The organism is Limnothrix redekei LRLZ20PSL1, from assembly GCF_043235035.1.
Classification (GTDB): domain Bacteria; phylum Cyanobacteriota; class Cyanobacteriia; order CACIAM-69d; family CACIAM-69d; genus CACIAM-69d.
This window is the reverse complement of sequence record NZ_JAZAQF010000088.1, coordinates 1-26,446: the sequence shown is the minus strand read 5'-3', so window position 1 is coordinate 26,446 and position 26,446 is coordinate 1. Positions and strand designations below refer to the sequence as shown.

Genomic DNA, 26,446 nt, shown 5'->3' with positions numbered 1-26,446 from the left:
ACTTGGAGTAACCGATCACCTAGCTGGTGAGGCTGCGGCGGCGGGATTGGGCTTCGTAGCTGGAGCCAATGTCGGTGCGAACGCGACTCAGTTCCCAGCCCCGTTCCAAGCGATCGCGATAGGTATCCAGGCCTTCTTCGTCGGCCGCGCGATCGAGCACTTCCCGATAGATGCGGTGAATCGCCACCTGTGCTTCGGCACTGTTGGCAATGGCCCAGCGCACTTTGCGCACTGACCAACCCTGTTCCAGCGCTCGAACGTAGGTGCGCAGCCCGGCCAGATCTGCCGGACGACCCAGGACGGATTGATAGAGGCGATCGACCTCGGCCGCATGACCAGGATCAATGCCCGTTGCCAACAGCGATTCATCCCAAGCGCCGGCCACACTCACGTACTGTGCGCCGGACTCCAGACAGAGGGACTGTTGGCGATTGCCCACGCAAAGGCTGCTGCCCTGGCTGGGCAGGGCGATCGCGCTGGCGGCGAGGGTAGTGGCCAACACGGTACTGAGCGATCGACGGGGCGATCGGCTCGGGAGCATTTGGAGCATCTCGTTGAGCTTCAGCATCAGATGCCAACTTAGGTTGCAAAGTCGGGTAGCAACGGCGAAGTTGTCTCCCCATTCTAAGGGGAAAGTTCCGAACCTTAAAAGGGATCCGGCACTTGTTCACGAAACTTTCAAAGAGGTTGAATGGCGGGAATTGGATTGCCCAAAGACTCCGCGACGGAAGCCCGACTTGAGCTAGTAGCATGGCTGCCTTAATTCACTGGGTTAAATGACATGGCTGTGACTGTCGCCTGATTGTTAAGCAGCAAGATGCTCAAGCCCCTTGTTACCACGACTGGCTCCGCAACTTTGACCCAATATTTTAAAGATGTCGCGCTACTAGGTGGGGCAAGGGGCCTGGGCGCAAGAGGGCCCGCGCTAAATCTGGGCGCTAGGTCAAAAGACTTAGAGAAAACCCTAGAGAAAAAACTGAGGGAAAAAACTGAGGGAAAAAACTTAGAGAAAAACGGCCAATTTTGAACCTTCAGCGGTTTTTTGCACTTCAATGCGGGCGGTGAACGCCTCCTTGAGTTGGGGAATGTGGGTGACCGTGAGGATGCAACCAAAATCCGGGGCGATCGCATTAATGGCTGCCACCAGCCGATCGCGCCCCGCATCATCCTGGGTGCCAAATCCTTCATCAATGATCAGGAGTTGCAACGCCGTTCCCGATCGCTGGGCTAACAGTCGCGACAGGGCAAGCCGAATTGCAAAGTTGATCCGAAAAGATTCGCCCCCGGAATAGGTTTCATAGGGACGAGTGCCTTGAGCATCGGCAATTTGAATTTCTAGGGTTTCGATGGTGGCACTGGCTAAATCGGTTGCTTTCTGGCGCTTGGTTGCGGTTTTTTTGAGGCGCTGAGTCACAAAATTAATATGCAGTTGATTGGCACTTAATTGGGACAAAATTCGATTGGCCTCCGCTTCCAGTTGAGGCAAGAGGGTTTCGATCGCCAAGGCTTGAATTCCGTTTTTGCCAAAAGCCTTGGCTAACTCATCGTAAACACGCTGTTGATGATGTTTTTGCTGAAGCTGTTGTCGATCGCGCTCAATTTGCTCTGCTACTTGTTGTAAAAATTCTTGCTGTTGGGAAAGTTGAGCTTGCTTGGCCACCGTTGATTCGATCGCCCGTTGCAGATCATTGAGTTGCACTTCGAGCTGTTGTAGATCCTGGCTCGGATCCGGTTGATTGGCCAGTTGCGATTGCACCTCTGCCCACTGTTTTGCGAGTTGAGTTTGGGTTTCGGTTTGGCTCTGTTGGGTTTGGGCGAGCTGACGTTGCCGATCGAGCAGTTGGGGCGCTTCCTGTTGGCATTGACGCAGGGTTTCTGCTCGGGCTAACCACCCCTGAGCCGATCGCAATTTTGCCCGTACTTGTTCATGGTGATCGGGTTGATAATTTAGCGCTGTCAGTTGTTGACGAATCAGTGCGAGTTGAGCGGTTAATGAGGTGGGTTCGGTCGGGTCTAAGTGACCGGCTAAGGTTTTTTGAAGCCGATCGCGCTCTGCCAATAAATCCGGCCGGCGCTGTTGCAATTGCTCTAGCTTACGTTGGGCTTGATTCAACTCATGTTGTTTCAGTTCCACCCACCGCCAGCGATCGACCTCGGCCCGCGCCAAAGCCAGATTTCGATCGTCAAAATTCAAGGCTGCTAGGCGATCGTCTAACTCAGCTAGCTCATGCCGCAAATCTGGGAGCGATCGCCCCAATCCCGGTAATAGTTCGGGTGCTGCTCCGCCCTGATCAAACCAATTTAAAGTCGCTGTGAGTTGAGCGATTGTGGCTTCCTGAGCCGCCAAAGAAATTTGTTCTTGCTCCAGGGTTTGCAGTTGTTCTTGCAGCTTGCCCCGTTCTTCAATCAAACTATTGAGAGGCTGCAATTCCTGTTTGAGGTCTCGATATTCCTGGCGCAAAATCTGAATTTCACGTTCTGTCAGAGCCAACTGCTCTTGAATCACCCACAGGCGATCGCGCAGTTCCGTTTCTTCGAGTTTTTGCTTGGCTTGCACTCGCTCCAGGTGATGTTGATCCAAGGGCTGATCGCATAGGGGACAAGCACCGTAGTCCTCTAAAATCTCGTGAACTTCCTGGTTTTGACTCTTCTGAATCGCTGGTTGCTCTGCCAATAGGGTCATTTTTTCAGTCAGTTTTGCAAGCTGATTTTCTAAATCTACCCGCATTCCTGTTAAACGATCAATAAACCCTTTTCGTTCAGTGCCTTTCTCTTGCACTCGATCTTGATAAACTTTGCGATTTTCAAGGGCTTGAATTCGCTGATCAATCTGCTCCCATTGCTGAATGAGTTGGGGACGACGCGCTACAGAAGCCATCGCTCGTTGCTGCAAATTTTGCAATTCCTCCAAACGAGCCATCAGGCGCGATCGCACCCGATCGCCCTCTTGAAGAAGCTGCTGCCGCCGTTGAACCAGGGGAGCCGTCTGGGTTTGCATCTGCTCCAATTGGTTTAAATGGTGGCGTGCAGTTTGCCACTGAGTAGCCGCCGCTTCCACCTCCGATCGCTGATTCAGAATGCTCTGTAATTCCTGTTCCTGTTGCGCCAAATCTTGCAAGCGACTATGCAATGTGCGCTGCTCATTTTCCAATCGGCTTACTTCCCGATCGAGCGCTTGTTGTTGCCGGTTTCGCTCCGTTGTCCATTGATGATATTGCTGGGATTTTTGACCCAAAATTTCATCTTCTCGCTGCCATTGTTGAAGTTGCTGAATTCCCGCTTCAATTTCCGTTTGGGCGGCCAGGGTGCGATCGATTTCTGCTTGTCGCTGGGCCAGCCGCTGGCCTTCCTGGGCTAACCGTTCCAGCTCTTGGCGAACGGTTTGTTGCTGCTGCTGAATCCATTGCAATTGTTGTTGCTGGCTTTGGCGCTGTACTGCAATTGATCGCAATTGCTCCAGTCGGGCTTCTGCTTTTTGCCGATCGCCCCTTAGTGCTTTGAGCTGTTGCTCAACGGTGGCTAACTCTTGGGCCAAACTCGTTCGATCGGCTAGCTTTTGCTCCTGCGATTGAATCGACTCCTCCAGTTGTTTGGCTTCACCCTTCAGCAGCTTTGAGCGTTCCTTTGCCTGTTCTGCCAAATCATCGTATTGCCCCAGCTTCAACAAATCTGCCAAAATGTCTTTGCGATCGGCCGGTGTTTTCAACATGAATTCATCGGCTCGTCCCTGACGCAAATAGGCAGAATTCACGAAAGTGTCATAGTCCAGCCGCAAGCGCTGCAAAATAGCTGCTTGGGTCGCCCTTGCTCCCCGTTCCGTTAAACTGCGAAAGACCCATTGATCGGGATCGCCCTCATCGATCGCCATTTGAAATTCCAAAGCAGTGGCTTGGCCCAGTCGGCGTGTTCGAATCACCCGATAAACTTCATGACCAAACCGAAAGGTAAAGTTAACGGTCGCTTCCGTTTCACCCGCGAAAATCACATCATCTTCAGTGGAAGCGCGACTTTTACCCCAAATCGACCAAGCCATGGCTTCCAGTAGTGACGACTTCCCTGCACCATTGGCTCCACAAATACAAGCCGTTTGCAGCCCCCCAAAGTGTAGGGTTGCTTCTCGATAACTGAGGAAATTTTTGAGGATAAGCTGTTCGGGGATCACGGTTAACCTCTGCCCTGCCTCTGTGAACCCATTGCTGATGAATGAGCTGGATTAATCTTGCTGAATGAGTTACTTTTCAGGCTCATTTTGACATTTTTGGCACTCCTTTTGGGTGCTCATTCAAAAACAGGCTATAACCAGAAACGGCAGCCCCCGCATGGGGGGCGATCGCCCAAGCCCTGGCTACGGTGCGCCCTGGGTGATTGTCCAGCTCCCTTCAACACCTACCTTTCTCAACCACTTATCGTCTATTTTTAGGCTCTCTGAACCATGGCAAAAGTTGGCTATTTGGTTAACCGCCGCAGCGGCAAAAAAATTCGAGTTGGCGCTTGTGTCAAATCCACACGGAAGCCACCGAGATTTAGCCTGTTTCAGTCAAAACTTGGTGCCGATCAGTTGCCCAGCCGCGTTGATTTGCGTCAATATATGACCCCCGTTGAAGATCAATCCACCGTGGGCAGTTGCACCGCCAACGCGATCGCCGGAGCCTATGAATATTTAGCGCAGCGGGCCCACGGAGAAGCGGGCGACATCAGCCGCCTGTTTATTTACTACAACACGCGGCGCGCGGAAGGAACCGTGGGTGACGGTGGCAGTTCCATCAGCGGCAGCATTCAAGTGCTCGAAGAAGTTGGCGCTTGCACCGAAGAAACCTGGCCCTATGTTCCTGAAGACTTTGACACGGAACCTTCCCCCGAGGCTTACGAGGAAGCACAGAACTTTTTGGTGGATGAAGCCCGTGAAATTCCCATTGATTTAGCAGCCATGAAAGGCTGTTTAGCGGAGGGTTATCCCTTTGCGTTTGGCTTAATTCTCTACAATTCCTTTAATCAAGCGGGAAAAGGTGGCCGCGTTCCGCTGCCTAGCCGCAATGAGCAAATTCGCGAAACCCATGGGGCCCACGCCATGCTCTGTGTGGGTTATTCCGATCGCAATGAAGCCTTTATTGTGCGCAACTCTTGGGGATCAGATTGGGGTGATCAAGGCTATTGCTATATCCCCTATGACTACATGACCAACACGGATTTGTGTTTCGATTGCTGGGCAATTCAACAAGTTTCGGATCTAGATTTTTCGGCTGGTATCTACAGCGAAGATGACGAAGAATTTGCCAGTGACTACAACTCTGAGGACGATGAGAGTGATTATGACTACTCAGAGGAAGAGGACGAAGAAATCAGCGTCTCAGTAGACTACGACGGCGAGGAAAGCGACGAGGAAGAAGAGGAAGGCGACGAGGAAGAAGAATACGACGAAGAAGATTACGAAGATTCAGAAGAGGAAGAAGAAGAAGACTACGAAGAAGAAGAAGAGGAAGAAGAAGAGGAAGAAGAAGAAGACTACGAAGAAGAAGAAGAGGAAGAAGAGTAAGTTGCTGATTGGGCATTCGCTCGATCGAACCTTTGGCTGTTCTCGGTTCTCCAGTGATTAATCAACGGGTCGGCCGATCGAGGATTGACCAATCAAGGACTGACCGATCGGCTGATCGACCATCTTGGGCAAGGGGCTTCAGCCCCTTGCCTGAGGTGGTGTCAAGGCTTTTGGTCATGGGCTTTGCCACAGCCATTGGCCAGCCTCAATGTTGCAAAAGTTGGCGGGGACTCATGCAGGGTGATCGGGTCACGCGACACTAAGGGATGGTTCTTGTTCCCAGCGCCATGCAATCCACCGAGTTTTTGCCCCAACCCGCCCCCAGCACCGCGCCCGAAACCGCCCAGGCGACCCAAAATCGCAAGGCTGACCACCTGCGAGCCTGCTTGCAAGATGATGTGCAGTTCCGGCAGGTGGGTAGTGGCTTGGATCGCTACCGATTTGAGCATTGCTGTTTGCCGGAACTGGATCGATCGACCATGGATCCCAGCACTCAATTTTTGGGCAAACCGCTGCGGGCCCCGTTGCTCATTTCCTCTATGACGGGTGGCACAGACCAGGCAGAACAAATCAATATGCGGTTGGCAGCGGCAGCCCAGCGCTGGGGCTTGGCCATGGGCGTTGGTTCGCAGCGGGTGGCGGTGGAGCGGCCGGAAGTGCGCCGAACCTTTGCGGTGCGATCAGTCGCTCCAGACATTCCGTTGTTTGCCAACCTGGGGGCGGTGCAGCTTAACTATCGCTATGGTTTGGCTGAGTGCCAGTCTTTGGTGGATTGGTTGGAAGCAGATGCGTTGATTTTGCATCTGAACCCCTTGCAGGAGGCGGTGCAAACCAAGGGCGATCGTAACTTTGCTGGGTTGCTCGATCGAATTGCAGACCTTTGTGCCCAACTGCCCGTGCCTGTGATTGCCAAGGAGGTGGGCAACGGCATTTCACGCGCTATGGCTGAAAAGTTGCTGGCGGCCGGTGTCCAGGCGATCGACGTGGCCGGAGCGGGGGGCACGTCTTGGGCCAAGGTGGAGAGTGTACGGGCTTTGGATCCTAAGCAACGTCGCTTGGGCGAAACCTTTGGTGATTGGGGCATCCCCACGGCTGAATGTATCACTGCAATTCGCCAGGTAGCTCCAACGATTCCGCTAATTGCGTCCGGTGGTCTGCGCAATGGTTTGGATGCGGCTAAGGCGATCGCCCTTGGTGCAAATTTGGCGGGGTTAGCGATGCCCTTTTTACATGCGGCTAACGAGTCCGACAGTGCTTTGGATTTTCTGTGTGATGTGTTGATTGCGGAATTGGAAACTGCCATGTTTTGCACCGGCAATCGCACGATCGAAGACCTACAAACCCGCGGCCGACTGCAACTTCAGTAGACTACTGTGCCTGATGGCAATCGCTTCTTAGGGGCTGAGGGGATGATCCCTTCAGCTATTCCTCAAGATGGGGTCAAATTGGACTGTTGCTTGAGCCAGACTTTAAAATAGTAGAACTTTGAGTGATCACAATCACAATCAAAATGTAATTTGCAGTTTACTGAGTTAGGGATGCGGCCCGCTTTTCTGGGGCTAGGGATTAAGATCAAGACAGCAAGATAAAGATAGAATAAATATAAGCTTCTGACGATTCATTGTAACCACTTCACCAGTGGCTTTTCTTTGCTTTTTCGCCCTTGAAGAATGTGCCTCAAAAGGTGGCATTGCTTTTTTCGTGGCCTTTTTCAGGGCTGTTTGGATGGCTGTTGGGATGGCCTTGATGGGTGAGTCCTGATTTCCTTGTCTTGAGTGGTTTGGCAAACTTTGCTCAATACGATCGCCCAGAAACCGCCATCAATGCCCTGTTCAAGCTCACTGCCCGATCGTTGCTCTGGTGACCCAATGGGGAATGACGATCAGGCTCGAAATCAATCTTCTCTCTATTAATCTTCTCTCTAGCGTTAGGTTCATGACCAATTCTCAGGCGATTGCAGCCAATTCAGAACCCATTCGACGATTAGCGACGGGCAAGGCAGAATCCCCATCCCGGCCGTTTGATCCCGGATCGTTTCTAATTTTGGTGGTTGATGATGTCAGCCAAAATGTGCGCCTGTCGATCGAAATGCTAGATCAGGCGGGCTATGAAACCACATTTGCCATGACGGGAGCCGAAGCGTTGATGAGGGTGCGATCGGCTCAACCGGATCTGATTTTGCTGGATTTGATGATGCCGGGAATGAGCGGTTTGCAACTGTGCGATCGCCTGAAAGAAGATCCAATCCTACGGGATATTCCTGTGTTGTTTGTCACGGCCAGCAACGAAGAAACCCACATGCTGGAAGCCTTTCAGCTTGGCGCTGTGGACTACATCACCAAGCCCTTTCGCTCGGCGGAACTCTTGGCCCGGGTGCGGGTGCATTTGGAACTCAAGCAAGCACGCGATCGCCTCAGTCAGGCCCTGACTGCCCTACAACGAACCCACGCCCAACTGCAAAGTGCCTACACCGAATTGGGCCGCTTGGCCACCACCGACCCCTTGACCGGTTTGGCCAATCGACGGCATTGGATGACCCTGGCCAAAAAGGAATTTCAGCGCAGTTGTCGCTATCAACATCCCCTTTCAGTGTTGATGTTGGATTTGGATCACTTCAAGGCCGTGAATGATACCTATGGCCATGCCGTGGGCGATTTGGCCTTGGCGACGGCCACCCAAGCCGCCAGCAGCATTCTGCGAACTCAGGATTGTTTGGGGCGTTATGGGGGTGAGGAATTTGTAATGTTGTTGCCGGAGACCGATGCGGCCGCCGCTGCGATCGTGGCGGAACGGATTCGCAAGGCGATCGCCGATCCGACTATCACCAGTTTGCCCAGCGCCCCGGGCTTAACCCTAACGGTCAGCATTGGCGGCACGAGTTGCCAGTCCACCGACACCTCGATCGAGGCGGCCTTGAACCGGGCCGATCGGGCCCTCTACCAAGCCAAAAACCGGGGCCGCAATCGAGTGATGATGGTGCTGTAGCAGCCGATTGTTTACGGTTGATTAACCTTCGGCAAGGGCCCACTGCTGGCCGAGGTGCGATAAACTGTTACGAAATGTAAAACTCAAAACGTAACAATTCAGGAACAAACCATGACTCAACCACAACCGACCACCACCCCCAACCTCGAAGAACCCAAATTTGGCTTCAATGACTATGCCGAGCGCCTGAATGGCCGCGCCGCCATGGTGGGTTTCCTGCTGGCTTTGGCGATCGAGGCGGTGACGGGTCAAGGGCTGTTGGCTTGGTTGGGCCTGCTGTAGGGGCCTGCTGTTGTCCGTTGCTTGGCAACCTGCTGCGACTGGTTGAGCTTGTTGAGCGGGATTTGCCAAGCCTAATCCTTTGCGAAATGCTTTGTGAAATTAAGGGCGCAGCCCCTGCCCGATCGCTCGGACTAAGAGGCGGGTGGGCGTGGCTGCGTCCCTTCCGTGGGCTGCGAATGAGTCGATTCCACAACCGCAAACTCCACAGCCGCAAATGTGGAAGGTTTTTGAAGGTCTTTTGAAGGTCTTTTGATAGCAACAGAAAAAATTTCTAGTAGCAGAAAGGTTTATACAATCAGAATTAGGGGCGACATGGCTAGGGATTGGCCATCGTTTGGGAATCACCCTTGGGATCAAAACCGCTGAGGACTAAACCGATGGGTAAGCGTTGGCCGCGGCTGTTGCAGCAACGATATCGACGAGAGCCGATCGCCGCCTTCGTGCTAACCATGGGCCTGGTGCAGGTGACGATCGGGGGAGCGGATAGTGATGCGGGTTTGGCCGCTTTGGGGCTAATCTTTTTGGGCACGGCCGCCGCTCTCTATTGGCTGAAATATTCCGCGCGCGTGATTGACGCGGCCCGATCGCCCCGCATGGCCTACCGCAGTTCCTCCGCCAGTCGCTTGCCCGTTTTACCCGCAGCCCCTCGGTTAACCCCGGCCTACGGAGACCCGGTTTACACAGATCGATCGCGATCGCCCCTGCCGCCCTTGCGCCTCCGCGATCGCCCCAATTCCGCCGACTAGCCCTTGTCGCCAGCCTCCGCGATCCCCCAGCCCTCTTGTCAGGGTGAATCCAGAAGTCTGAGCGAATCATCGTCCCGATCGAGCCGCATTGCATGAGCGATCTTTGCACCATCAGCCGTCGTGTCCAATTTTCCGCAAGCTACCGTTATTGGTTGCCGGAACTGACGGAGGCGGAAAATCATCGACGGTTCGGGATCGCCGCTCGATCGCCCGGCAGCACCTTCACGCTTTGGGTGCAAGTCCAAGGGCCGATCGATCCCTTTGGCATGGTGGCCAACCTGTCCACCACCATCAAACGTGCCCTGCAACGGGAAGTGCTGGAACCCTTGCACGGAGCCAACCTCAACCAGATTTGGCCAGAATTTGCCAACACCCTGCCCACCAGCGAGTGGCTGGCCCAGGTGCTGTGGCAGCGTTTGGGCCAATGTTGGCAGCGGCAGGGCTTGCAACTGCGGCAAGTGCAACTGTCGCCCGATCCCGGTTTAGTTGTGGAATATCGAGGGCAAGCTATGGAAGCTCATCTAACGGTTCATACCCACTTCAGTGCCGCCCATCGTTTGGCTTTGCCAACCCTAACTTTGGCTCAAAATAGCGAAATTTATGGCAAATGTTCCCGACCCAGTGGCCATGGCCACAACTACCAATTATGGGTGACGGTGCGCGGTCAAATTGACCCTAGAACAGGGATGGTTGTTGAACTCAACCGGCTCCACAATCTCATTGAAATGCAAGTGGTAGAGCAGCTTGATCACACCTTTTTGAATCAGGATATTGCCTACTTTCAAGACATTGTACCCACGGCGGAAAATATTGCCGTTTATATTCGCGATCAACTGCTGGAGCCATTGCAGAAATTGGGGGTGCAGTTGGTCAAAATTCGATTGGATGAAACCGACAATAATTCCTGTGAAGTGTATGTGGAAACGGAAGCTCCGTGGGTCGATCGCCCCGTGAACAACGCGATCGACCAAGGAAAGCCGGCGGGCGTGGGTGCAAACTAGGGCAGTCCGTGCCAGCTATTCAAACCGTACCGCCGTGCCGCTAACCGCCACCATCAACATGCCGCCTCCGTTGGACAGGCTAATAGTTTCATAGTCAATATCAATGCCAATGATGCCGTTCGCTCCCAATTCCGTAGCGGCGGCTTTCATTTCATTCATGGCGATGTCTTTGGCCTTGCGCAGTTCTTTTTCGTAGGAACCCGATCGCCCGCCAATCACATCTCGAATGCCAGCGAAAAAGTCCTTGAAAATGTTCGCCCCCAAGATCGCTTCTCCACTGACCACGCCGTAATAGGAGATGATGCGCTTGCCTTCGAGGCTGGAGGTGGTGGTTAGCAACATAATGTGATTAGGAATTCCGGTGATCGGTTCTTTGATTGGGTTTTGCTTGATCTCATCCCTGTTGTAGCAAGATTGATGGGCGATCGACCGAGGGGTTGTGGGAGACTGTTCACGGGTTTTGGTGACTTTCACAGAAAAGACCAAGCCGCTCGATCGGGTCAATGGCCACTCAATCGCCACGAATGGCGGCAAATTTTGCTTGAATGGCCCGCAGATGTTGCACGGGGTCTCAACCATGCTGGTACGAAAGTTGGGCGATTGCGAAGAATTTGTGGCCGGCGATAATTCGATTTTGCGAGAGCTGCTGCATCCCGACAAACAGCCGATCGACCTGCGCTATAGCTTGGCCCATGCGATTTTGCCCGTGGGCGAAACCTCGCTGCCCCATTCCCTGACCACCTCAGAGGTCTACTACATCATGGCGGGGCGGGGGGAAATGCACATCGATGGCGAGGTGCAAATCATTGAGCCGGGGGATGCGGTTTATATTCCGCCCAACGCTAAACAATTCGTGCGCAGCTTGGGGCCCGAGCCGCTGACCTTTATCTGTTTGGTGGATCCGGCCTGGCGCAAGGAAGATGAAACGGTTTACGGGAGCGAATCCTAGGGCTTGTCATCAAGTCGCCTACAACCCTGACGATCGCGTTTCCCCAACCCATCAATCGTAGGGGCGGGGTCTCCTCGCCCAGCCCCAAGCCCCACACGCCCCAGCCCCGTGATCCTTGGGCGTTCCCAGGGGTGAGCAGGGTTGTAGCGATCGCTCAGGTTAGGGTTGGGAGACCCAACCCCTACGGCGATGGAAATGACGACAGCCTCTGCCGACCTGTGCCAGTCGCAGGGGCGATCGGGAGTAGGTGGGTTGCTATTTTTGGTAAAAATTACTATAAATAAATTGACTGGCCACCCGTCAACGGCCAGAGCGGTGTGACTGCCTCAAGATCCCTCCTGGCGATCGCCCGATCGATCGCTTCCCCAGTTATGTTGACCCTCACCACGCCTGACTTGGGGCCCGCAACCCTGGACGCTCAAGTGGGCAACAGCGCCCTGCTGACGGATTTGTATCAGTTAACAATGATCGCTTGCTATTGCGATCGGGCGGTGGAGCAACAAACCGCCAGTTTTGAGCTGTTTACGCGCCGGTTGCCCGATGGGTTTGGCTATTTGGTGGCCATGGGACTGGAACAGGCCCTGCAATACCTGGAGCAGTTTCAGGTCAGCTCGTCCCAACAGGCCCAACTGCGGGCCACGGGGCTGTTTGACCATGCGCCCGATCAATTTTGGGACTTGTTGGCAACGGCTCGGTTTACGGGAGACTTGTGGGCCGTGCCTGAAGGAACCGTGGTGTTTGCCCATGAACCGCTGCTGCGAATTGAGGCTCCCCTCTGGCAAGCCCAGTGGGTGGAAACCTATTTGCTGAATGTGCTGAACTATCAAACCTTGGTGGCCACGCGATCGGCCCGGTTGCGGGATGTGGCGGGCGATCGGGCGCAAATTTTGGAGTTTGGCACAAGGCGGGCCTTCAGTCCCCAGGCGGCCCTGTGGGCGGCGCGGGCGGCCTTGGCGGCCGGTTTGGATGCCACTTCTAATGTGGAAGCGGCGTTGCAATTGGGGCGACAACCGGCGGGTACGATGGCCCATGCCCTGGTGATGGCCCTGGGCGCTTCCATGGGGTCAGAGCTGGCGGCGTTTGAGGCGTTTCAGGGACTGTTCCCCCATGGGGCGCTGCTGGTGGATACCTTTGACCCGGTGCGGGCGATCGAGCAGTTGGCGGAGCGAGTGCGGGCCGGCGGGGCCCCCGTGCCGGCCATCCGGTTGGATTCGGGAGACTTGGTGAGCCTGTCACAGCTAGCGCGCGATCGATTGCCGGGAACGCAAATTTTGGTCAGCGGTGATCTGGATGAAGCGGAAATCGATCGCCTACGGGCGGCCGGTGCTGAGATTGATGGCTATGGGGTAGGCACAAAGTTGGTGACTGGCCAGCCGGTGAATGGGGTTTATAAATTAGTGGAGTTGGCGGGGCAACCGGTGGCCAAAGGCTCCAGTGGCAAGGCCACCTATCCGGGCCGAAAACAGGTGCTGCGAGATCGGGATGAGGCGGGCCGTTGGTTGGGCGATCGGCTGGTGTTGGCCGATGAAGTGTCCCGATCAGAGCTGGGATTGTTGCGGCCCGTGATGCGTGCGGGACAACGGCTGACGGATCCAGAATCCCTGCTGACCATTGCCCAACGCACCCGATCGCAGGTTCAAAGCCTTCCGGAGGCGGTGCGATCGATCCATGACCCAACCCCAGTGCGGCCGGAACTGTCGCCTGCGCTACAATCGCTCACGACTCGGGTGCATCAGTCGCTCCAAGCTGCTTCCTAAGCTGCTTCTTAAGCTGCTTCCCAAACTGTTTCAAGGCCAGCACCCCAGTGGTTGCCAATTCCGCTCCATCAACCCGTCATTTTCTACAAACCTGTATTCCTGCCGTTGTTTTGGCGGCCAGAATCCCATGATGTCGATCGCGTTGTTTGGAACCAGTGCAGATCCCCCAACCTATGGCCATCAGGCGATCGTTGCTTGGTTGGCCCAACGGTTCGATCGGGTTGCGGTTTGGGCTGCGGACAATCCCTTCAAAAGTCATCGTGCTCCCCTCGACTGTCGCACGGCCATGTTGCGGGTGCTGATCGAGTCGATCGAACCACGGCCCGCCCATGTGCAGGTTTGTCCAGACCTGAGCCACCCGCGTACGGTGGTGGTGTTGGAACGGGCCCGGGAACGCTGGCCCCACGCCCAGTTCAGCCTGGTGATTGGGTCAGATTTGGTGGCCCAACTGCCCCGGTGGTATCGCTCGGCGGATATTCTGCAATTTGCCCAATTGCTGGTGATTCCTCGGCCGGGCTATCCCTTAGAAACGGCCGCGATCGAACATTTAGCCGACCTGGGAGCCAAGGTGCAGGTGGCTGACCTCAGCAGCCCCGCCAGTTCTTCCACCGCCTATCGGGAAGCGGGCGATCGCAACAGTATCCCCCCCGAAATTGAAGCCTATATTCGGGGTGAGCAGCTTTACCTATGGCAGAACGTCGGCTAGGTTCCCATCGCCTCAACGCAAAACTCAGTGCCAAGCTTAGTGCCCAACAGAGCACCAAACAAAGTGCCAAACAGAGTGCCAAACAATCGCCTGCTCCCCTGGCGGTCGATTCCCTGGCCGATTTCAAAGTAGGGGTTGATAACGTCATTTTTTCCGTGGACAGCGACAAGCGCCGACTGTTGGTGTTGCTGGTGATGCGGCAACATGAACCCTTTGCCGGTTGTTGGAGCTTGCCCGGAACCTTGGTGCGCCAAGGCGAGGCCCTGGAAGCGGCGGCCTATCGCGTCTTGGCGGAAAAAATTCGCGTCCGGCATCTGTACCTGGAGCAGCTTTATACCTTTGGTGGGCCCGGCCGCGATCCCCGGGAAGCCGCCGACAGTTTTGGAGTGCGGTACTTGTCCGTCAGCTACTTTGCCCTGGTGCGCTATGCGGAGGTGGAGGCGATCTCGGATTTTGCCACCGATGGGGCGATCGGGATTGCTTGGTATCCGTTTGATCGCCTGCCGGAACTGGCTTTTGATCACGATCGAATTGTGCAATACGGTTATCAACGCTTGCGCAACAAATTGGAATACAGCCCGATCGCCTTTGACGTGTTGCCGGAATCCTTCACCCTCAGCGATCTTTATCAGCTTTACACCATTGTTTTAGGCGAAAACTTTTCGGACTATTCCAACTTCCGCAGCCGCTTGCTGAAACTGGGAATTTTATTGGACACGGGCGTGAAGGTGTCGCGCGGCGCTGGTCGCCCGGCCAGTCTTTATCAATTTGATGCGATCGCCTTTCAACAGTTGGAAAATAAGCCCCTCGTTTTTGTCTAAATCTTGGGCGAAATCCTGGTCTAATAGTCCAAGTTGCCTGCAAAAAACCTGCCAAAAACGCCGATGACTGCGCCCAGTAACTCCCCCGATCTTGACCAGTTGCCGGACGATCAAGCCAGACAACCGGCCCAGCCTTGGTTTTGGCTCCTGTGGGCCGGCTTCACGCTCTATGCTTTCCTGTTGGCTCCGCCCGATCGCCCGGACACCTTGGATTTGATCATTCGCCTTTCGACAGGGCAAGTATCCGGCGAAAATTTGCTCATTGTGGCTCTTTTTAACCTAATGGGCATTTGGCCGCTGGTTTACTGCTGCTTGCTGTTTGCCGATGGGCGTGGGCAGCCGGTGCGTGCTTGGCCCTTCGCGATCGGGTCGATGGCATTGGGGGCCTTTGCCCTGTTGCCTTACCTGGCCCTGCGGCGATCGAACCCACAGTTCACGGGCGAGCGATCGCGTCTGATTCGGTTCTGGGATTCCCGTTGGCTGGCTTTGGGTCTCAGTGTTGGGGTGATCGGACTGCTGGGTTGGGGTCTGTCCCAAGGTAACTGGTCAGATTTTGGGCAGCAGTGGCAAACCAGCCGATTTATCCATGTGATGAGCCTCGATTTTCTGATGCTTTCCCTGCTGTTTCCTGCCCTGGTGGGCGATGACTTAGCCCGGAGAGGTTGGCATCAGCAAACCATTTGGCAATGGCTAACGTTCTTGCCTTTGGTGGGGCCTTTGGCTTACCTTTGCCTCCGCCCACCGATTCAGGCGACAAATGAGTAACTAGCAATTGCTGGGGGAGTAAACTTGGTTGGCTTGCAGCAAATTTTCAAAATCTTTTTAGTCTTGGAGTCTTGTAGGTTGGGTTGAGGCATGAAACCCAAAAACAGCAAAATTCGTAGTGATCAAGTTGGGTTTCACAAAGCTCAACCCAATCTACCGGCTTCTAGGAAATTTCTAAGGCCTCTTTAGGGATTTTTTAGAATCTTTTTGAATTTTACAAATTTTACAAATTCCGTTAAAAGCTTCAATCCCTTTTAGGCTATTCAAGCATCTTTTGAAAGAGTGTTTTAACCCATGAAACGTCGCCATTTAATGCAGTCGATCGGGCTGGGTTCCGTGACGGCCACCGCTGCGGCCTGTGCCCCCAAACCCAGTGGCGGCCCGCCCGTTGCCGCCGACCTACCCAGAATTCAGTGGCGAGCGATCGCCAGTTGGCCCAAAGCCCTCGACACCATTTTTGGTGGCTTAGTCAGCATCTGCGATCGGGTCAAAGAACTCAGCGACGGCCGATTCATCATCACGCCCCACACCGCCGGAGAAATTGTGGGCGCACTGGAAGTGATGGACGCAGTACAGCTCGGAGCTGCTGAATGTGGCCACAGTGCCAGCTATTACTATTTGGGCAAGCATCGAGGACTTGCTTTTGGTACTTCAGTACCCTTTGGCCTCACAGCTCAACAACAGAATGCTTGGCTCTATGCCGGAGGCGGCTTAACAGCTTTACAAGCCATTTATCGCAGCTTTAACATCATTAATTTTCCCGCTGGCAACACGGGAACCCAAATGGGGGGCTGGTTTAAACGCGAAATTCAAACCCTCAGTGATTTGCAGGGTTTAAAAATGCGAATTCCCGGCCTCGGTGGCGAGGTGATGTCGCGATTGGGGGTGAATGTGCAGGTGCTGCCCGGTAGCGAAGTGTTCTTGGCGCTCGATCGGGGAATTATTGATGCGGCCGAGTGGGTTGGCCCCTATGACGATGCAAAATTGGGACTGAACCGCGCCGCCCGTTTCTATTACTATCCCGGTTGGTGGGAACCCGGCAGCACACTCGATTTCTTTGTCAACTTAGAAGCCTGGAACCGATTACCAAAAGCCTATCAACAGATAATTCAACTGGCCGCCCAAGAAGCCAACTATGCCATGTTGTCAGAATATGAAGCCCTCAACGCGGCAGGTCTCAAAACCCTCATTGCTAGTGGCACACAACTACGATCCTATTCCACTGAAATTTTAAAACAAGCCAAAACGGAAACAGAAGCACTGTTTGCAGACTTAGCCCAGCGAGATGCAAACTTCAAGGCCATTTATGAACCTTGGAAAACCTTTCAACAAGCGGTTATTGGCTGGAACAGCACCAATGAATGGGTTTTTGCGGAAGCGGTTAAACCTTGAACGATCCAATCTTGTCTTTAAATCTTTCCTTAAATCCTTTAAATTTTCCCGTTTAAACCTATGCAAAATTGGCAACGATGGCTTCAACGGCAACTCCCTCCCTGGTTGCGGCTGGCTCGACAAATTGATCGCTGGAATTTTCGCTTGGGTCAAGCCATGGGCTGGTTGGTGGTGGCCATGCTGGCGATCGGGTCTTGGAATGTGATTGGTCGCTACTTGGGCCGGGCGATCGGGCAAAATCTCACTTCCAACACCAGCATTGAGTTGCAGTGGTATCTCTTTAGCGGTGTGTTTTTGCTCGGTGCTGCCTACACGATGCAGCGGAATGGCCATGTGCGGGTAGATGTGTTCTATAAAAATTGGTCGCCCCGCACCCAGGCGATCGCCAATTTAGCTGGAACCATTCTGTTTCTAATACCCTTTTCGGCTTTGGTTTTGGTGGCTTCTTGGCAATGGACAGCCAATGCTTGGATGGTTCAAGAACTCTCGCCCGATCCTGGCGGTTTGCCGCGCTATCCCATCAAAGGATTGATTTTAATTGGTTTTGTGGTTTTGATGATTCAGGGAGTTTCAGAAATCATTAAAAACTTGGCAATTATTGCCGGGTTAGGTGCAGATCACTTGCCACAACCGATCGCCCACTCGATCGCCCCCCATCAACCCAGCCAACCATCGGCCAGTCAACCATCGAAGAACCCCTCGGAGGGCGATCGCTAATGGAAACCCTTGGATTTGACTGGCTGGGGCCCCTCATGTTTTTGGGGGCGCTGCTCTTTTTGTCCCTCGGCTATCCCGTCGCCTTTTCCTTGGGTGGGGTTGCTATCGTTTTCGCCCTGATTGGGATCAATGTCGATGCGTTTGAGCCAAGCTTTTTAGCTGCCTTGCCCAGCCGTATTTTTGACATTATGAAAAACTACACGTTGCTGGCCATTCCTTATTTTATTTTCCTAGGATCCGTTCTGGAAAAGTCAGGAATTGCCGAGCAACTTTTAGAAACCGTCGGTATTTTGTTTGGCCGCTTGCGGGGTGGCTTGGCCCTAGCGGTGGTGGTAGTGGGGGCAATGCTAGCGGCCACAACGGGAGTGGTGGCCGCAACGGTCGTGGCCATGGGTCTCATTTCCCTGCCCATCATGCTGCGCTATGGCTATAATCGCGAGCTGGCCACGGGGGTGATTGCCGCTTCTGGAACCTTGGGGCAAATCATTCCGCCCAGTGTGGTGCTGGTGGTGCTGGGTGACCAATTGGGCGTTTCAGTAGGCAATCTGTTCCTGGGGGCAGTGATTCCCGGCCTGATGATGGCGGGGGCCTTTGCCTTGCATGTGTTGCTGGTGGCCTTTTTGAAGCCGGAAGCTGCGCCGGCCCTGCCGCCGGAGGTTTGCCAAATGCCGCGCCGAGAATTGCGGCAACGGGTGGTGCAGTCCATGTTGCCCCCGTTGGTGCTGATTTTGTTGGTATTGGGGAGCATTTTCTTTGGCATTGCCACCCCCACGGAGGCGGGTGCGGTGGGTTCCTTGGGAGCGATCGCCCTGGCCCTGTTGAATCGCCAATTCAGTTGGGTTGCCCTGCGGGACTCCTGCGAAGCCACCCTACGCATTTCCAGCATGGCCCTATTTATTTTGATTGGTTCAACGGCTTTCAGTTTGGTTTTTCGGGGTCTCCACGGCGATCGGTTCATGTTCGAAATTCTGTCGAACTTACCGGGTCAAGGAGTGGGTTTCCTGGCCCTCAATATGTTGGTGGTTTTTCTGTTGGGGTTCTTTATTGACTTCTTTGAAATCGCCTTTATTGTGGTTCCGATTTTTGCTCCCGTTGCCAAAGCCCTTGGGTTTAATATGATTTGGTATGGGGTGATTTTAGGGGCAAACTTGCAAACTTCTTTCCTCACGCCGCCCTTTGGATTTGCCCTGTTTTATCTACGGGGCGTTGCTCCTGCCATTGTCAAAACGGAGGAGCTATATCGGGGAGTAATTCCTTTTATTTGTCTGCAACTGCTGGTGTTGCTGATTATTATTCTGTTCCCAGATTTGGTGATGTGGTTACCGTCTCTCAGCTTCGACTGATTAGACACTAGGCCTCTTTCGTAAATCAGTAAAAAGCCTTTATTCTCTTCTCAAAATGGGCTGATCAACGCTCATTTTGTAGTATCGCGGCTGCCTTAATTCTCTGGGTCAAAGTCGCAGAGCCAGTCGTCATAACAAGGGGCTTAAGCCCCTTGCTGTCTAACGAGCTGGTGACATTAATAGTCATTCGACGGAAGAACCAAGCAAAGAAATCTAGGAATTCAGGGCCGGGCGATCGCGCTGTTGATCCTGCCGAGAATACACTTGGCCATCATCCCAAATGCCAACCAGAGCCGTGATTAAAGCTTTGGTAAAACCCATGCAGTAGCAGCCAAAACGTACCAATACTTTCAGAGGCGAACCGCTCTTGTAGCAGGGGGGATGGCCCAAAACATGACAGTCAAACAGCTTGGCAAAAAAGCGAATCTGTTGCCCAAGGCTGAGGTGTTTGAATCCGAGCCAAAAATGGTTGTGATAGAAGGTGGTTTGATAGCCGATCGAGCGGGTGCTGATGTCATGGCAACCGCCGGTTTCTTCGCCTAAATGCACCAAATGGGCGGCGGGGTCATACCAAATTTTGAAGCCGGTTTTACGCAGGCTTAAGCAAAAGTCGGACTCTTCGCGAACAGCGCTGCCCCGATAGCGTTCATCAAACCGTAGGCCATGCTGCACAAACAGGTTGCGCCGAAAGGACATGTTACAACCTCGGGCAGTGATCACCGGCTGGGGCTGGGTGGCCCGCACTAGGTCGATGTGATACCAGGCGATCGCGGGGTCAGAGGCTTCCGGCACTTGGTAATCAAATTCGCCCACATGTTTGGTGCATTCTTGCTCCAATTTCATGCGATCGAACACGCGCCCGGCCACCGCTCCAATGTGGGGATCGCCGTAGTTTGCCACATGAGCCGCAATGAAACCTGGCTCCAGGCGCACATCATCATCAATAAAAATGAGAATTTCACCACTCGATCGCCGGGCCGCAAAGTTTCGGGCCCCGGGCAGGCTCGCCCACCGCAGGCGATGCCATTGGATTTTGCCCCCATCGGCCCATTGGGCCAGTTTCGCTTCGGTTTCGGGCAGGTGCTGCGGGGTTTGGTCAACGACGATCACTTCAAAATCAGGATAGTCCTGGGCGAGCACATCCTCGATCGAGGTGCAAAGCACTTGTTCGCGCCCGTAGGTGGGCACAATGACTGAAACCTTTGGCAACTGGGAAACCTGACTCATATCAGCAACCGTGGGGGGATGGCTAGGATGGCTGGAGCGATTCGATCGAACCGTAAATCTTAATCCAAGAGCATCCGAGCGTTGTCCGGTGAAGGGCCGCTAGGGGCGGGGGCGGTTAACATACCGCGCCGCGATCGCTCCGCCAATGAACCCAAAAAGATGCATTTGCCAGGACACGCCCGAGCGCAACGGTAGCACCCCAAAGATCAAACTGCCATAGAGGCTGAAGATAAAAATCGAAAGCAAAATGCCGCTGGCACTGCGTTCAAACCAGCCCCGAAATAGCACATAGCTGAGATAGCCAAATACCAAACCACTTGCACCGATGTGGATGGAGTTGCTGGGGCCAATCAGCCAGGTTCCCAGACCGCTAATGAGGGCGATCGCGCCGGTCACTTTCCAAAAGGTTTCGCGGCCGCGCACCAACACCAACCAACCCAGCACCCCCAGGGGCACGGTGTTGGCCATCAAATGGGCCAAGTCGCCATGAAGCAAGGGAGCAAAGACAATCCCCCGCAGGCCGATGACATTGCGGGGAACAATGCCCAATACATCGAGATAGCCCCGAAAAACAAACTGATCAACAATTTCCAGCAGCCACAGGAGGCCAATCAGCGATGCCAAAAATCGCCCTTGGGATTTGAGTTCTTCGGTCACATGCTCAAGGAGTGATTACTGAAATTGACGACTGGAAAGGATTCCCAGGGGGATGCAATCGGGAGAGAGAGCGGCGATCGTTTTCCACTATAGCCAGGATAGCGAACGGAACCGTCGGCGGGGGCAGCCCCCGATTGCGGATCGGCGGGGGCGCGATCGGGCGATTGTCGTGGGGGCTGAATCCGAGGTGATAGCGATCGGGCGATCGACCGTTTTGGAAATCTGTCCCTTTTGGAGATCTGTCCCGCAGAATCGATAGTGAGATAGAAATGTTGGCTAGGCTGAAGATAGCCAGGCTTTTGATTCCCCGCATCCCAACGCCTTGGCTGTCAACCGTCACTTTTCAATGACCGATCGCCCATGGGTCCCTGGCCTGAGTTCAGACTTTCAGAACCTGGGTTCAGTGCTTGAGTCGGGTCTGCCAGTTTGGGCATGTTTCCCTTGCGGCTCCGCCAAGCCAGCCGGACTCAGTGACCAGTGAGAATGGCAAGCGATCGCTGAAGACTTATTCGGGCCCCGTCGCCATGTTTCCTAATCGTTCTCCTCGTTTGGCTGCCCAGTTGCCCCCTGCCGTGCGATCGGGCCCTGCTGCTGCGCGTCGGTGGCGGGGACTTTGGGGCGGGGCGATCGCCCTGTGGTTGGGTTGGCCCGGCGTTGCGTTGGCTTATCTCCAGTCGATCGACCCGGTTCCCAGCCCCAGTCCCAGCCGCCCTGTGACACCCACGCCCACGCCCACGCGCCCGCCGACTCCGACTCCCACCCCAACACGCCCGCCGACTCCGACTCCCACCCCAACACGCCCGCCGACTCCGACTCCGACCCCAACACGCCCGCCGACTCCGACTCCGACCCCAACGCGCCCGCCGACTCCGATCCCAACTCCGACCCGTCCCCCAACTCCGACTCCGACCCGTCCCCCAACTCCGACTCCGACCCGTCCCCCAACTCCGACTCCGACCCCAACACGCCCGCCGACTCCGACCCCAACGCGCCCGCCCGATCGCGCTGCTCCCTGCTTGAACGAGGGTGATCGTTACCGATCCCGCATGTGTGAGTTGCGAGCTTCAGACGAGCGCTGGATTGAAATTCACCTCAGCAATCAGCGATTGATCGCCTGGGAAGGAAATAAGCCCGTTTATGCGGTGATTGTGTCCACGGGCAAACCGGGTACGCCGACTTGGCCAGGAATTTTCCGAATTCAGCGCAAGCTCCCGATCGATCGAATGCGCGGGGCCGATTACGACGTGCCCAACGTACCCCATGTGATGTATTACCACCGGGGATATGCGATTCACGGGGCTTACTGGCATCAGCGCTTTGGCACGCCGGTTAGCCATGGTTGCACCAACGTGGCCCCGGATCATGCTCGCTGGCTTTTTAACTGGGCCGATGTGGGTACCCCGATCGTGATTCGGCCCTAGGGATTGTCGTCAAATTCCCTGAAACCCTTACTCCACCTTGAATTGATCGCGAGGAACAAGGGGCTTAAGCCCCTTGTTACGACAATTGAGGCAAGGCAGATCCATCACGTCAGCCGTCGCCCAGACCAGGACGACAGGATCCAAGTCAGTCAGCATCGATCCGCATCGCACCTTCTGATCGGGGGCGATCGCCCCGGCGCGGCGGGTCAGTGCCGAATTTCGGGATAATGGGAATCGTTACGGTTCGTTACATCACCCCTTCGCTATCCCCTCGATCGCCCCATGCCCCGAGATCTACGCGGCTTCTTGAAGCTTTTGGATGAGCGCGGTCAACTGCGCCGGATTACGGTTCCCGTTGATCCCAACCTGGAAATCGCCGAAATTGCCAATCGGATGCTGGCGGCGGGTGGGCCGGCCCTGCTGTTTGAAAACGTCAAGGGCAGCCCTAGCCCCGTGGCCGTGAACCTGTTGGGCACGGTGGAGCGCACCTGCTGGGCCATGAACATGGAAGCACCCGAGGAACTGGAAGCTTTGGGCCGTAAGCTGTCGATGTTGCAGCAGCCGAAGCCGCCCAAGAAAATTTCCCAGGCGATCGAGTTTGGCAAGGTGCTGTTTGATGTGCTGCGTGCCAAGCCCGACATCGACCTGTTTCCCGCTTGCCATCAGGTGGTGAAGCGGGGCGAAGAGGTGAATCTCAACGAAATCCCGATGATTCGCCCCTATCCCGACGACGCGGGCCATGTGGTGACGCTCGGGCTGGTGATTACCAAAGATTGCGAGACCAAGATCCCGAATGTGGGCGTTTACCGGCTGCAACGGCAATCGAACAACACGATGACCGTCCAATGGCTGTCGGTGCGGGGCGGCGCGCGACATTTGCGGAAGGCGGCGGAACGGGGCCAAAAACTAGAGGTGGCGATCGCCCTGGGCGCTGACCCGTTGTTGCTGATGGCGGCGGCCACACCGATCCCCGTGGACTTGTCCGAGTGGCTGTTTGCGGGTCTCTACGGCGGTTCCGGCGTACACCTGACCAAGTGCAAAACCCTGGATTTGGAAGTGCCGGCCAACTGCGAAATGATTTTGGAAGGGACGATCGACCCCTCGGAAACGGCGATCGACGGGCCCTTTGGCGACCACATGGGCTACTACGGCCCGGCGGCTCCCGGCCCCCTGCTGCGGGTTCATGCCGTCACCCACCGCAAGGATCCGATTTACCTGACCACCTTCAGCGGCCGGCCGCCCAAGGAAGAGGCGATGATGGCGATCGCCCTCAACCGGATTTACACGCCGATTTTGCGGACGCAAGTGCCGGAAATTACGGACTTTTTCCTGCCGATGGAAGGGTTGAGCTACAAGGCGGCGATCATCTCGATCGACAAGGCCTATCCGGGTCAAGCCCGCCGGGCCGCTTTGGCCTTTTGGAGCGCCTTGCCCCAGTTCACCTACACCAAATTTGTGATCGTGGTGGACAAGTCCATTAATATTCGCGATCCGCGCCAGGTGATGTGGGCTGTTTGCTCGAAAGTTGACCCCGATCGGGATGTGTTTATCCTGCCGGAAAATCCCCTGGATTCCTTGGATTTTGCCACCGAAAAAGCCGGTCTCGGCAGTCGAATGGGCATTGATGCCACCGATAAGATTTATCCCGAAATCGATCGGGAATGGGGCAAGGTTTTGGAATCCGATCCAGAGGTGGCCGCCACGGTCGATCGGCGCTGGGCGGAATACGGCTTGGCGGATATTAATCTGATGGAAGTAGATGCCAATTTGTTTGGTTACGATATTCGGAGGTAGGCGATCGTGGCGGTAATCCGGGGGCTACATGTGGCGCTGAATGTGACCGATCTCGATCGCGCCGCTGAATTTTACGGGGGATTGTTGGGGCTGGAATTGATCGATCGCCCCCTCAAGTTTCCTGGACTTTGGTATGCGATCGGGGATTGGCAAATTCACCTAATTGTTGCGCCCCAGGTGGTGAACAGCACTCAGGATGATCGGTGGGGTCGCAATGCCCACTTGGCGATCGCAGTGGATAACCTAGAAGCCCTCAAAACTCAGCTCACCGCCACCGGTATTTCCTGGCAAGCCAGCGCCTCCGGTCGCGCCGCCATTTTTGCCCCCGATCCCGACGGCAATCTCTTAGAATTCCAGCAATCCTAAACCCCTCTCGATCCATTGCCCATCACGCAAGCCATCGTCTGCGCTGAAATGCCATAGCACTCACATCTCTGACAATTAGCGCGGCTAAAATAGTGGGCAGCCTTCGCAATCATGGTCATCAGTGGAGCAAGAGTATGGCAACTGATGCAATCTCAATTCAGAAAATTTACGATCGCCTAACTATCACGCCCGAACAGCTCAGGGATTTCTGCATTCGATGGCAGATTGCCGAACTAGCCGTTTTCGGTTCAATTTTACGAGACGATTTTCGCGATCGTGGAGATTGCATTAGCGATATTGATTTGCTTTACAGCCTAAACCAGTCTTCAAGTCATAGCCTTTTCGACATCATGCAGATGCGCGAAGAACTAGAAAATCTTTACCATCGAAAAATTGATTTTGTTAGTAAGCAAGGAATTCGGAATAGTCGTAATTGGCTGCGCCGCCAAGAAATTTTGAATTCAGAGATTATTCTATATGCCCAGAGATAGTGCATCCAGAGATTATTCTATATGCCCAGAGATAGTGCATCCAGAGATGATCAATCCCTACTGGATATTGCTGACTCAATTCAGTTAATTATGGAATATACAGCCTTTACCTAGAATTATTGGCACGCCATATTGCAGATGCCATGAAGCAACGGTTTGGTGGGCAGTGCCCACCCTACGGGCGACTATGCTTAGTAATTGAGGTAAGAGCTGTATCTCTGGCTGGGATGAATTCTTGAAATCTGTCAAAGATCAAGATGCTGTCATTCGTCGTCTGATTGTTATTGGCGAGGCGACCAAACGATTGTCAATGACGTTTCGCAATGCTCACCCTGATATTCCTTGCAAAGAGATGGCAGGCTTAAGAGACGTGATCGTACATGATTATGATGGCATTGACTTTGAACGACTGAAGCCTGTCATTGAGATTAATCTACCTGACATTTTGCGCCAGATTCAGTCACTACTACCCACACCACCTCAAAGTTTATGATCAATTAGTCAACGATCTAGTTGGTACTCAATTATCGTCATAAATTCAGAGAGCAAGTGACATGAAAACTGACACAGTTTCAATCCAAGAAATCTATGATCGCCTAGCCATCACACCCGAACAGCTCAGGGATTTCTGCATTCGGTGGCAGATTGCCGAACTAGCCGTTTTTGGTTCGATTTTACGAGACGATTTTCGATCTGATGGAAAAAAATCTAGTGATGTAGATTTCCTGTTTTGTTATCTGCCAAATGCAAACATGAGCTTATTGCGACGGTCAAGAATGGTAATAGAACTAGAAGCACTATGTTGCCGATCTGTTGACTTGATCTTATTAAAGGAAGTATTAACCAGCCATAACTTAAATCGAAGAAATGACATTCTAGATTCAGCGGTGTGGATTTATGGACAGAAATCGAGATAAGGACGCAATAGTTGATATTCTCAAAGCGATCGAAGAGATTATGTTCTCGATGGCTGGTGTCACCCTAGATCAGCTATCTACCAATCGAGAGAAGCAAGCTGCTATTCTTTATTTTCTGATCATTATTGGCGAAGCCACCAAGCGACTATCTTCAGAGTTTCGAGCAACCCATTCAACCATTGATTGGAAAGGAATGGCAGGAATGCGAGATATTTTAGCGCATCAATATGATCGTGTTGATGTTCAAGTTACAGCCTTTACCTAGAACGATTGGTACGCCATATTGCAGATGCGAGGGAGCAATTATGAGGTGGGCACTGCCCACCCTACGAGCGATTGTACTTAGTAAGCAAGGTAAAGGCTGTATTTGAGATGTGGTGCAAACGGACTTAATACCTTTATCTCAATCACTAAAACAGTTACTAGAGCAGCAATGACAATCTAAAATCAACGTGAATTCGGGTTAAGCAGGGAGTTCAATGCCTAGTGTCGCTAGGTCAAGAGTGGGCTTCTTGGGCTGATGGCAGTAAGCAATCAGCCCACTGAGCAAATGCACAAAGCCACTGACTGGACTGC

General features: G+C 54.0%; 27 protein-coding genes and 1 pseudogene. 23 read left to right on the top strand and 5 right to left on the bottom strand.

Annotated elements, in window-relative coordinates; translation table 11 throughout:
* Window positions 1–19: 19 nt before the first annotated feature.
* Together VPK24_RS16630 and VPK24_RS16625 are read right to left on the bottom strand one after the other, a co-directional pair.
* Complete coding sequence (locus tag VPK24_RS16630) at window positions 20–550, bottom strand: DUF4214 domain-containing protein (RefSeq protein ID WP_393015049.1); 531 nt, start codon at window positions 548–550, stop codon at window positions 20–22.
* Window positions 551–1,003: 453 nt separating this feature from the next.
* A complete protein-coding gene (locus tag VPK24_RS16625) occupies window positions 1,004–4,162 on the bottom strand; it encodes an AAA family ATPase (protein ID WP_393015047.1) in 3,159 nt (1,052 codons plus the stop codon).
* Window positions 4,163–4,432: 270 nt separating this feature from the next.
* Between VPK24_RS16625 and VPK24_RS16620 the strand changes: the two genes are divergently transcribed.
* The 6 genes from VPK24_RS16620 (at window position 4,433) to VPK24_RS16595 (ending at window position 10,547) form a co-directional block, all read left to right on the top strand.
* Complete coding sequence (locus VPK24_RS16620) at window positions 4,433–5,533, top strand: C1 family peptidase (protein ID WP_393015045.1); 1,101 nt, start codon at window positions 4,433–4,435, stop codon at window positions 5,531–5,533.
* Between the two features lie 287 nt (window positions 5,534–5,820).
* Complete coding sequence (gene fni / locus VPK24_RS16615; protein ID WP_393015217.1) at window positions 5,821–6,900, top strand: type 2 isopentenyl-diphosphate Delta-isomerase; 1,080 nt, start codon at window positions 5,821–5,823, stop codon at window positions 6,898–6,900.
* Window positions 6,901–7,468: 568 nt separating this feature from the next.
* On the top strand, window positions 7,469–8,518 hold the full coding sequence (locus VPK24_RS16610; RefSeq protein ID WP_393015043.1) for a diguanylate cyclase: 1,050 nt from the start codon (window positions 7,469–7,471) through the stop codon (window positions 8,516–8,518).
* Between the two features lie 111 nt (window positions 8,519–8,629).
* Window positions 8,630–8,800 (top strand): chlorophyll a/b-binding protein, encoded by a 171-nt coding sequence (locus VPK24_RS16605; protein WP_099534942.1) that lies wholly within the window; start codon window positions 8,630–8,632, stop codon window positions 8,798–8,800.
* 377 nt (window positions 8,801–9,177) lie between these two features.
* The gene (locus tag VPK24_RS16600; RefSeq protein WP_393015041.1) at window positions 9,178–9,546 is read left to right on the top strand and encodes a hypothetical protein; all 369 of its coding nucleotides are present in this window, start codon (window positions 9,178–9,180) and stop codon (window positions 9,544–9,546) included.
* A 92-nt stretch (window positions 9,547–9,638) separates the two neighbouring features.
* Window positions 9,639–10,547, top strand: a complete 909-nt coding sequence (locus tag VPK24_RS16595) for a 6-carboxytetrahydropterin synthase (protein ID WP_393015039.1) — start codon at window positions 9,639–9,641, stop codon at window positions 10,545–10,547.
* Window positions 10,548–10,562: 15 nt separating this feature from the next.
* Here VPK24_RS16595 and VPK24_RS16590 read toward each other — a convergent pair whose 3' ends face one another.
* Window positions 10,563–10,889: a heavy metal-binding domain-containing protein gene (locus tag VPK24_RS16590; protein WP_099534939.1), complete on the bottom strand. Its 327-nt coding sequence runs from the start codon at window positions 10,887–10,889 to the stop codon at window positions 10,563–10,565.
* A 235-nt stretch (window positions 10,890–11,124) separates the two neighbouring features.
* Between VPK24_RS16590 and VPK24_RS16585 the strand changes: the two genes are divergently transcribed.
* The 8 genes from VPK24_RS16585 to VPK24_RS16550 all read left to right on the top strand — a co-directional run bounded on the left by VPK24_RS16585 (window position 11,125) and on the right by VPK24_RS16550 (window position 18,997).
* Window positions 11,125–11,496 (top strand): cupin domain-containing protein, encoded by a 372-nt coding sequence (locus tag VPK24_RS16585; protein ID WP_393015037.1) that lies wholly within the window; start codon window positions 11,125–11,127, stop codon window positions 11,494–11,496.
* A gap of 371 nt (window positions 11,497–11,867) precedes the next feature.
* Entirely contained in the window at window positions 11,868–13,253 is a 1,386-nt protein-coding gene (locus tag VPK24_RS16580; RefSeq protein ID WP_393015215.1) for a nicotinate phosphoribosyltransferase, read from the top strand.
* A 127-nt stretch (window positions 13,254–13,380) separates the two neighbouring features.
* A complete protein-coding gene (locus VPK24_RS16575; RefSeq protein WP_393015035.1) occupies window positions 13,381–13,959 on the top strand; it encodes a nicotinate-nucleotide adenylyltransferase in 579 nt (192 codons plus the stop codon).
* Window positions 13,941–14,780, top strand: a complete 840-nt coding sequence (locus VPK24_RS16570; protein WP_393015033.1) for an NUDIX hydrolase — start codon at window positions 13,941–13,943, stop codon at window positions 14,778–14,780. Before VPK24_RS16575 ends, VPK24_RS16570 begins: the two co-directional genes overlap by 19 nt.
* 63 nt (window positions 14,781–14,843) lie before the next feature.
* Entirely contained in the window at window positions 14,844–15,545 is a 702-nt protein-coding gene (locus VPK24_RS16565; protein ID WP_393015031.1) for a DUF2834 domain-containing protein, read from the top strand.
* Between the two features lie 294 nt (window positions 15,546–15,839).
* A complete protein-coding gene (locus VPK24_RS16560; protein WP_393015029.1) occupies window positions 15,840–16,937 on the top strand; it encodes a TRAP transporter substrate-binding protein in 1,098 nt (365 codons plus the stop codon).
* 60 nt (window positions 16,938–16,997) lie between these two features.
* The gene (locus tag VPK24_RS16555) at window positions 16,998–17,654 is read left to right on the top strand and encodes a TRAP transporter small permease subunit (protein WP_393015028.1); all 657 of its coding nucleotides are present in this window, start codon (window positions 16,998–17,000) and stop codon (window positions 17,652–17,654) included.
* On the top strand, window positions 17,654–18,997 hold the full coding sequence (locus tag VPK24_RS16550) for a TRAP transporter large permease (protein WP_393015026.1): 1,344 nt from the start codon (window positions 17,654–17,656) through the stop codon (window positions 18,995–18,997). The genes VPK24_RS16555 and VPK24_RS16550 overlap by 1 nt, the downstream gene beginning before the upstream one ends.
* 213 nt (window positions 18,998–19,210) lie before the next feature.
* On the opposite strand, the gene hpsN is transcribed toward VPK24_RS16550, so the two are convergent.
* Window positions 19,211–20,224 carry a hormogonium polysaccharide biosynthesis glycosyltransferase HpsN gene (gene hpsN / locus VPK24_RS16545; RefSeq protein ID WP_393015024.1) on the bottom strand — a complete coding sequence of 338 codons (1,014 nt, stop codon included), beginning with the start codon at window positions 20,222–20,224 and terminating at the stop codon, window positions 19,211–19,213.
* A 99-nt stretch (window positions 20,225–20,323) separates the two neighbouring features.
* Window positions 20,324–20,881 (bottom strand): rhomboid family intramembrane serine protease, encoded by a 558-nt coding sequence (locus tag VPK24_RS16540; RefSeq protein ID WP_393015023.1) that lies wholly within the window; start codon window positions 20,879–20,881, stop codon window positions 20,324–20,326.
* A gap of 52 nt (window positions 20,882–20,933) precedes the next feature.
* Between VPK24_RS16540 and VPK24_RS16535 the strand changes: the two genes are divergently transcribed.
* The 9 genes and pseudogenes from VPK24_RS16535 to VPK24_RS16495 all read left to right on the top strand — a co-directional run bounded on the left by VPK24_RS16535 (window position 20,934) and on the right by VPK24_RS16495 (window position 26,135).
* Window positions 20,934–21,140: a hypothetical protein gene (locus VPK24_RS16535; protein WP_393015021.1), complete on the top strand. Its 207-nt coding sequence runs from the start codon at window positions 20,934–20,936 to the stop codon at window positions 21,138–21,140.
* A 342-nt stretch (window positions 21,141–21,482) separates the two neighbouring features.
* On the top strand, window positions 21,483–21,911 hold the full coding sequence (locus tag VPK24_RS16530) for a hypothetical protein (protein ID WP_393015020.1): 429 nt from the start codon (window positions 21,483–21,485) through the stop codon (window positions 21,909–21,911).
* A gap of 25 nt (window positions 21,912–21,936) precedes the next feature.
* A pseudogene (locus VPK24_RS16525) lies at window positions 21,937–22,302 on the top strand (L,D-transpeptidase); the annotation flags it as partial.
* A 282-nt stretch (window positions 22,303–22,584) separates the two neighbouring features.
* Window positions 22,585–24,096 carry a UbiD family decarboxylase gene (locus VPK24_RS16520; RefSeq protein ID WP_393015018.1) on the top strand — a complete coding sequence of 504 codons (1,512 nt, stop codon included), beginning with the start codon at window positions 22,585–22,587 and terminating at the stop codon, window positions 24,094–24,096.
* A 6-nt stretch (window positions 24,097–24,102) separates the two neighbouring features.
* Window positions 24,103–24,462 carry a VOC family protein gene (locus tag VPK24_RS16515; RefSeq protein WP_393015016.1) on the top strand — a complete coding sequence of 120 codons (360 nt, stop codon included), beginning with the start codon at window positions 24,103–24,105 and terminating at the stop codon, window positions 24,460–24,462.
* Window positions 24,463–24,596: 134 nt separating this feature from the next.
* On the top strand, window positions 24,597–24,953 hold the full coding sequence (locus VPK24_RS16510; RefSeq protein ID WP_393015014.1) for a nucleotidyltransferase family protein: 357 nt from the start codon (window positions 24,597–24,599) through the stop codon (window positions 24,951–24,953).
* A 235-nt stretch (window positions 24,954–25,188) separates the two neighbouring features.
* Window positions 25,189–25,446: a HepT-like ribonuclease domain-containing protein gene (locus tag VPK24_RS16505; RefSeq protein WP_393015012.1), complete on the top strand. Its 258-nt coding sequence runs from the start codon at window positions 25,189–25,191 to the stop codon at window positions 25,444–25,446.
* Window positions 25,447–25,507: 61 nt separating this feature from the next.
* Window positions 25,508–25,870: a nucleotidyltransferase family protein gene (locus VPK24_RS16500; protein ID WP_393015010.1), complete on the top strand. Its 363-nt coding sequence runs from the start codon at window positions 25,508–25,510 to the stop codon at window positions 25,868–25,870.
* The gene (locus VPK24_RS16495) at window positions 25,851–26,135 is read left to right on the top strand and encodes a HepT-like ribonuclease domain-containing protein (protein WP_393015009.1); all 285 of its coding nucleotides are present in this window, start codon (window positions 25,851–25,853) and stop codon (window positions 26,133–26,135) included. The genes VPK24_RS16500 and VPK24_RS16495 overlap by 20 nt, the downstream gene beginning before the upstream one ends.
* Window positions 26,136–26,446 lie beyond the last annotated feature (311 nt).

Coding starts and splice junctions, on each gene's coding strand:
- VPK24_RS16630 (WP_393015049.1), bottom strand. CDS start 550: ATGCTCCAAATGCTCCCGAGCCGATCGCCCCGTCGATCGCTCAGTACC.
- VPK24_RS16620 (WP_393015045.1), top strand. CDS start 4,433: ATGGCAAAAGTTGGCTATTTGGTTAACCGCCGCAGCGGCAAAAAAATT.
- fni (WP_393015217.1), top strand. CDS start 5,821: ATGCAATCCACCGAGTTTTTGCCCCAACCCGCCCCCAGCACCGCGCCC.
- VPK24_RS16610 (WP_393015043.1), top strand. CDS start 7,469: ATGACCAATTCTCAGGCGATTGCAGCCAATTCAGAACCCATTCGACGA.
- VPK24_RS16605 (WP_099534942.1), top strand. CDS start 8,630: ATGACTCAACCACAACCGACCACCACCCCCAACCTCGAAGAACCCAAA.
- VPK24_RS16600 (WP_393015041.1), top strand. CDS start 9,178: ATGGGTAAGCGTTGGCCGCGGCTGTTGCAGCAACGATATCGACGAGAG.
- VPK24_RS16595 (WP_393015039.1), top strand. CDS start 9,639: ATGAGCGATCTTTGCACCATCAGCCGTCGTGTCCAATTTTCCGCAAGC.
- VPK24_RS16590 (WP_099534939.1), bottom strand. CDS start 10,889: ATGTTGCTAACCACCACCTCCAGCCTCGAAGGCAAGCGCATCATCTCC.
- VPK24_RS16585 (WP_393015037.1), top strand. CDS start 11,125: ATGCTGGTACGAAAGTTGGGCGATTGCGAAGAATTTGTGGCCGGCGAT.
- VPK24_RS16580 (WP_393015215.1), top strand. CDS start 11,868: ATGTTGACCCTCACCACGCCTGACTTGGGGCCCGCAACCCTGGACGCT.
- VPK24_RS16575 (WP_393015035.1), top strand. CDS start 13,381: ATGATGTCGATCGCGTTGTTTGGAACCAGTGCAGATCCCCCAACCTAT.
- VPK24_RS16570 (WP_393015033.1), top strand. CDS start 13,941: ATGGCAGAACGTCGGCTAGGTTCCCATCGCCTCAACGCAAAACTCAGT.
- VPK24_RS16565 (WP_393015031.1), top strand. CDS start 14,844: ATGACTGCGCCCAGTAACTCCCCCGATCTTGACCAGTTGCCGGACGAT.
- VPK24_RS16560 (WP_393015029.1), top strand. CDS start 15,840: ATGAAACGTCGCCATTTAATGCAGTCGATCGGGCTGGGTTCCGTGACG.
- VPK24_RS16555 (WP_393015028.1), top strand. CDS start 16,998: ATGCAAAATTGGCAACGATGGCTTCAACGGCAACTCCCTCCCTGGTTG.
- VPK24_RS16550 (WP_393015026.1), top strand. CDS start 17,654: ATGGAAACCCTTGGATTTGACTGGCTGGGGCCCCTCATGTTTTTGGGG.
- hpsN (WP_393015024.1), bottom strand. CDS start 20,224: ATGAGTCAGGTTTCCCAGTTGCCAAAGGTTTCAGTCATTGTGCCCACC.
- VPK24_RS16535 (WP_393015021.1), top strand. CDS start 20,934: ATGCAATCGGGAGAGAGAGCGGCGATCGTTTTCCACTATAGCCAGGAT.
- VPK24_RS16520 (WP_393015018.1), top strand. CDS start 22,585: ATGCCCCGAGATCTACGCGGCTTCTTGAAGCTTTTGGATGAGCGCGGT.
- VPK24_RS16510 (WP_393015014.1), top strand. CDS start 24,597: ATGGCAACTGATGCAATCTCAATTCAGAAAATTTACGATCGCCTAACT.
- VPK24_RS16500 (WP_393015010.1), top strand. CDS start 25,508: ATGAAAACTGACACAGTTTCAATCCAAGAAATCTATGATCGCCTAGCC.
- VPK24_RS16495 (WP_393015009.1), top strand. CDS start 25,851: ATGGACAGAAATCGAGATAAGGACGCAATAGTTGATATTCTCAAAGCG.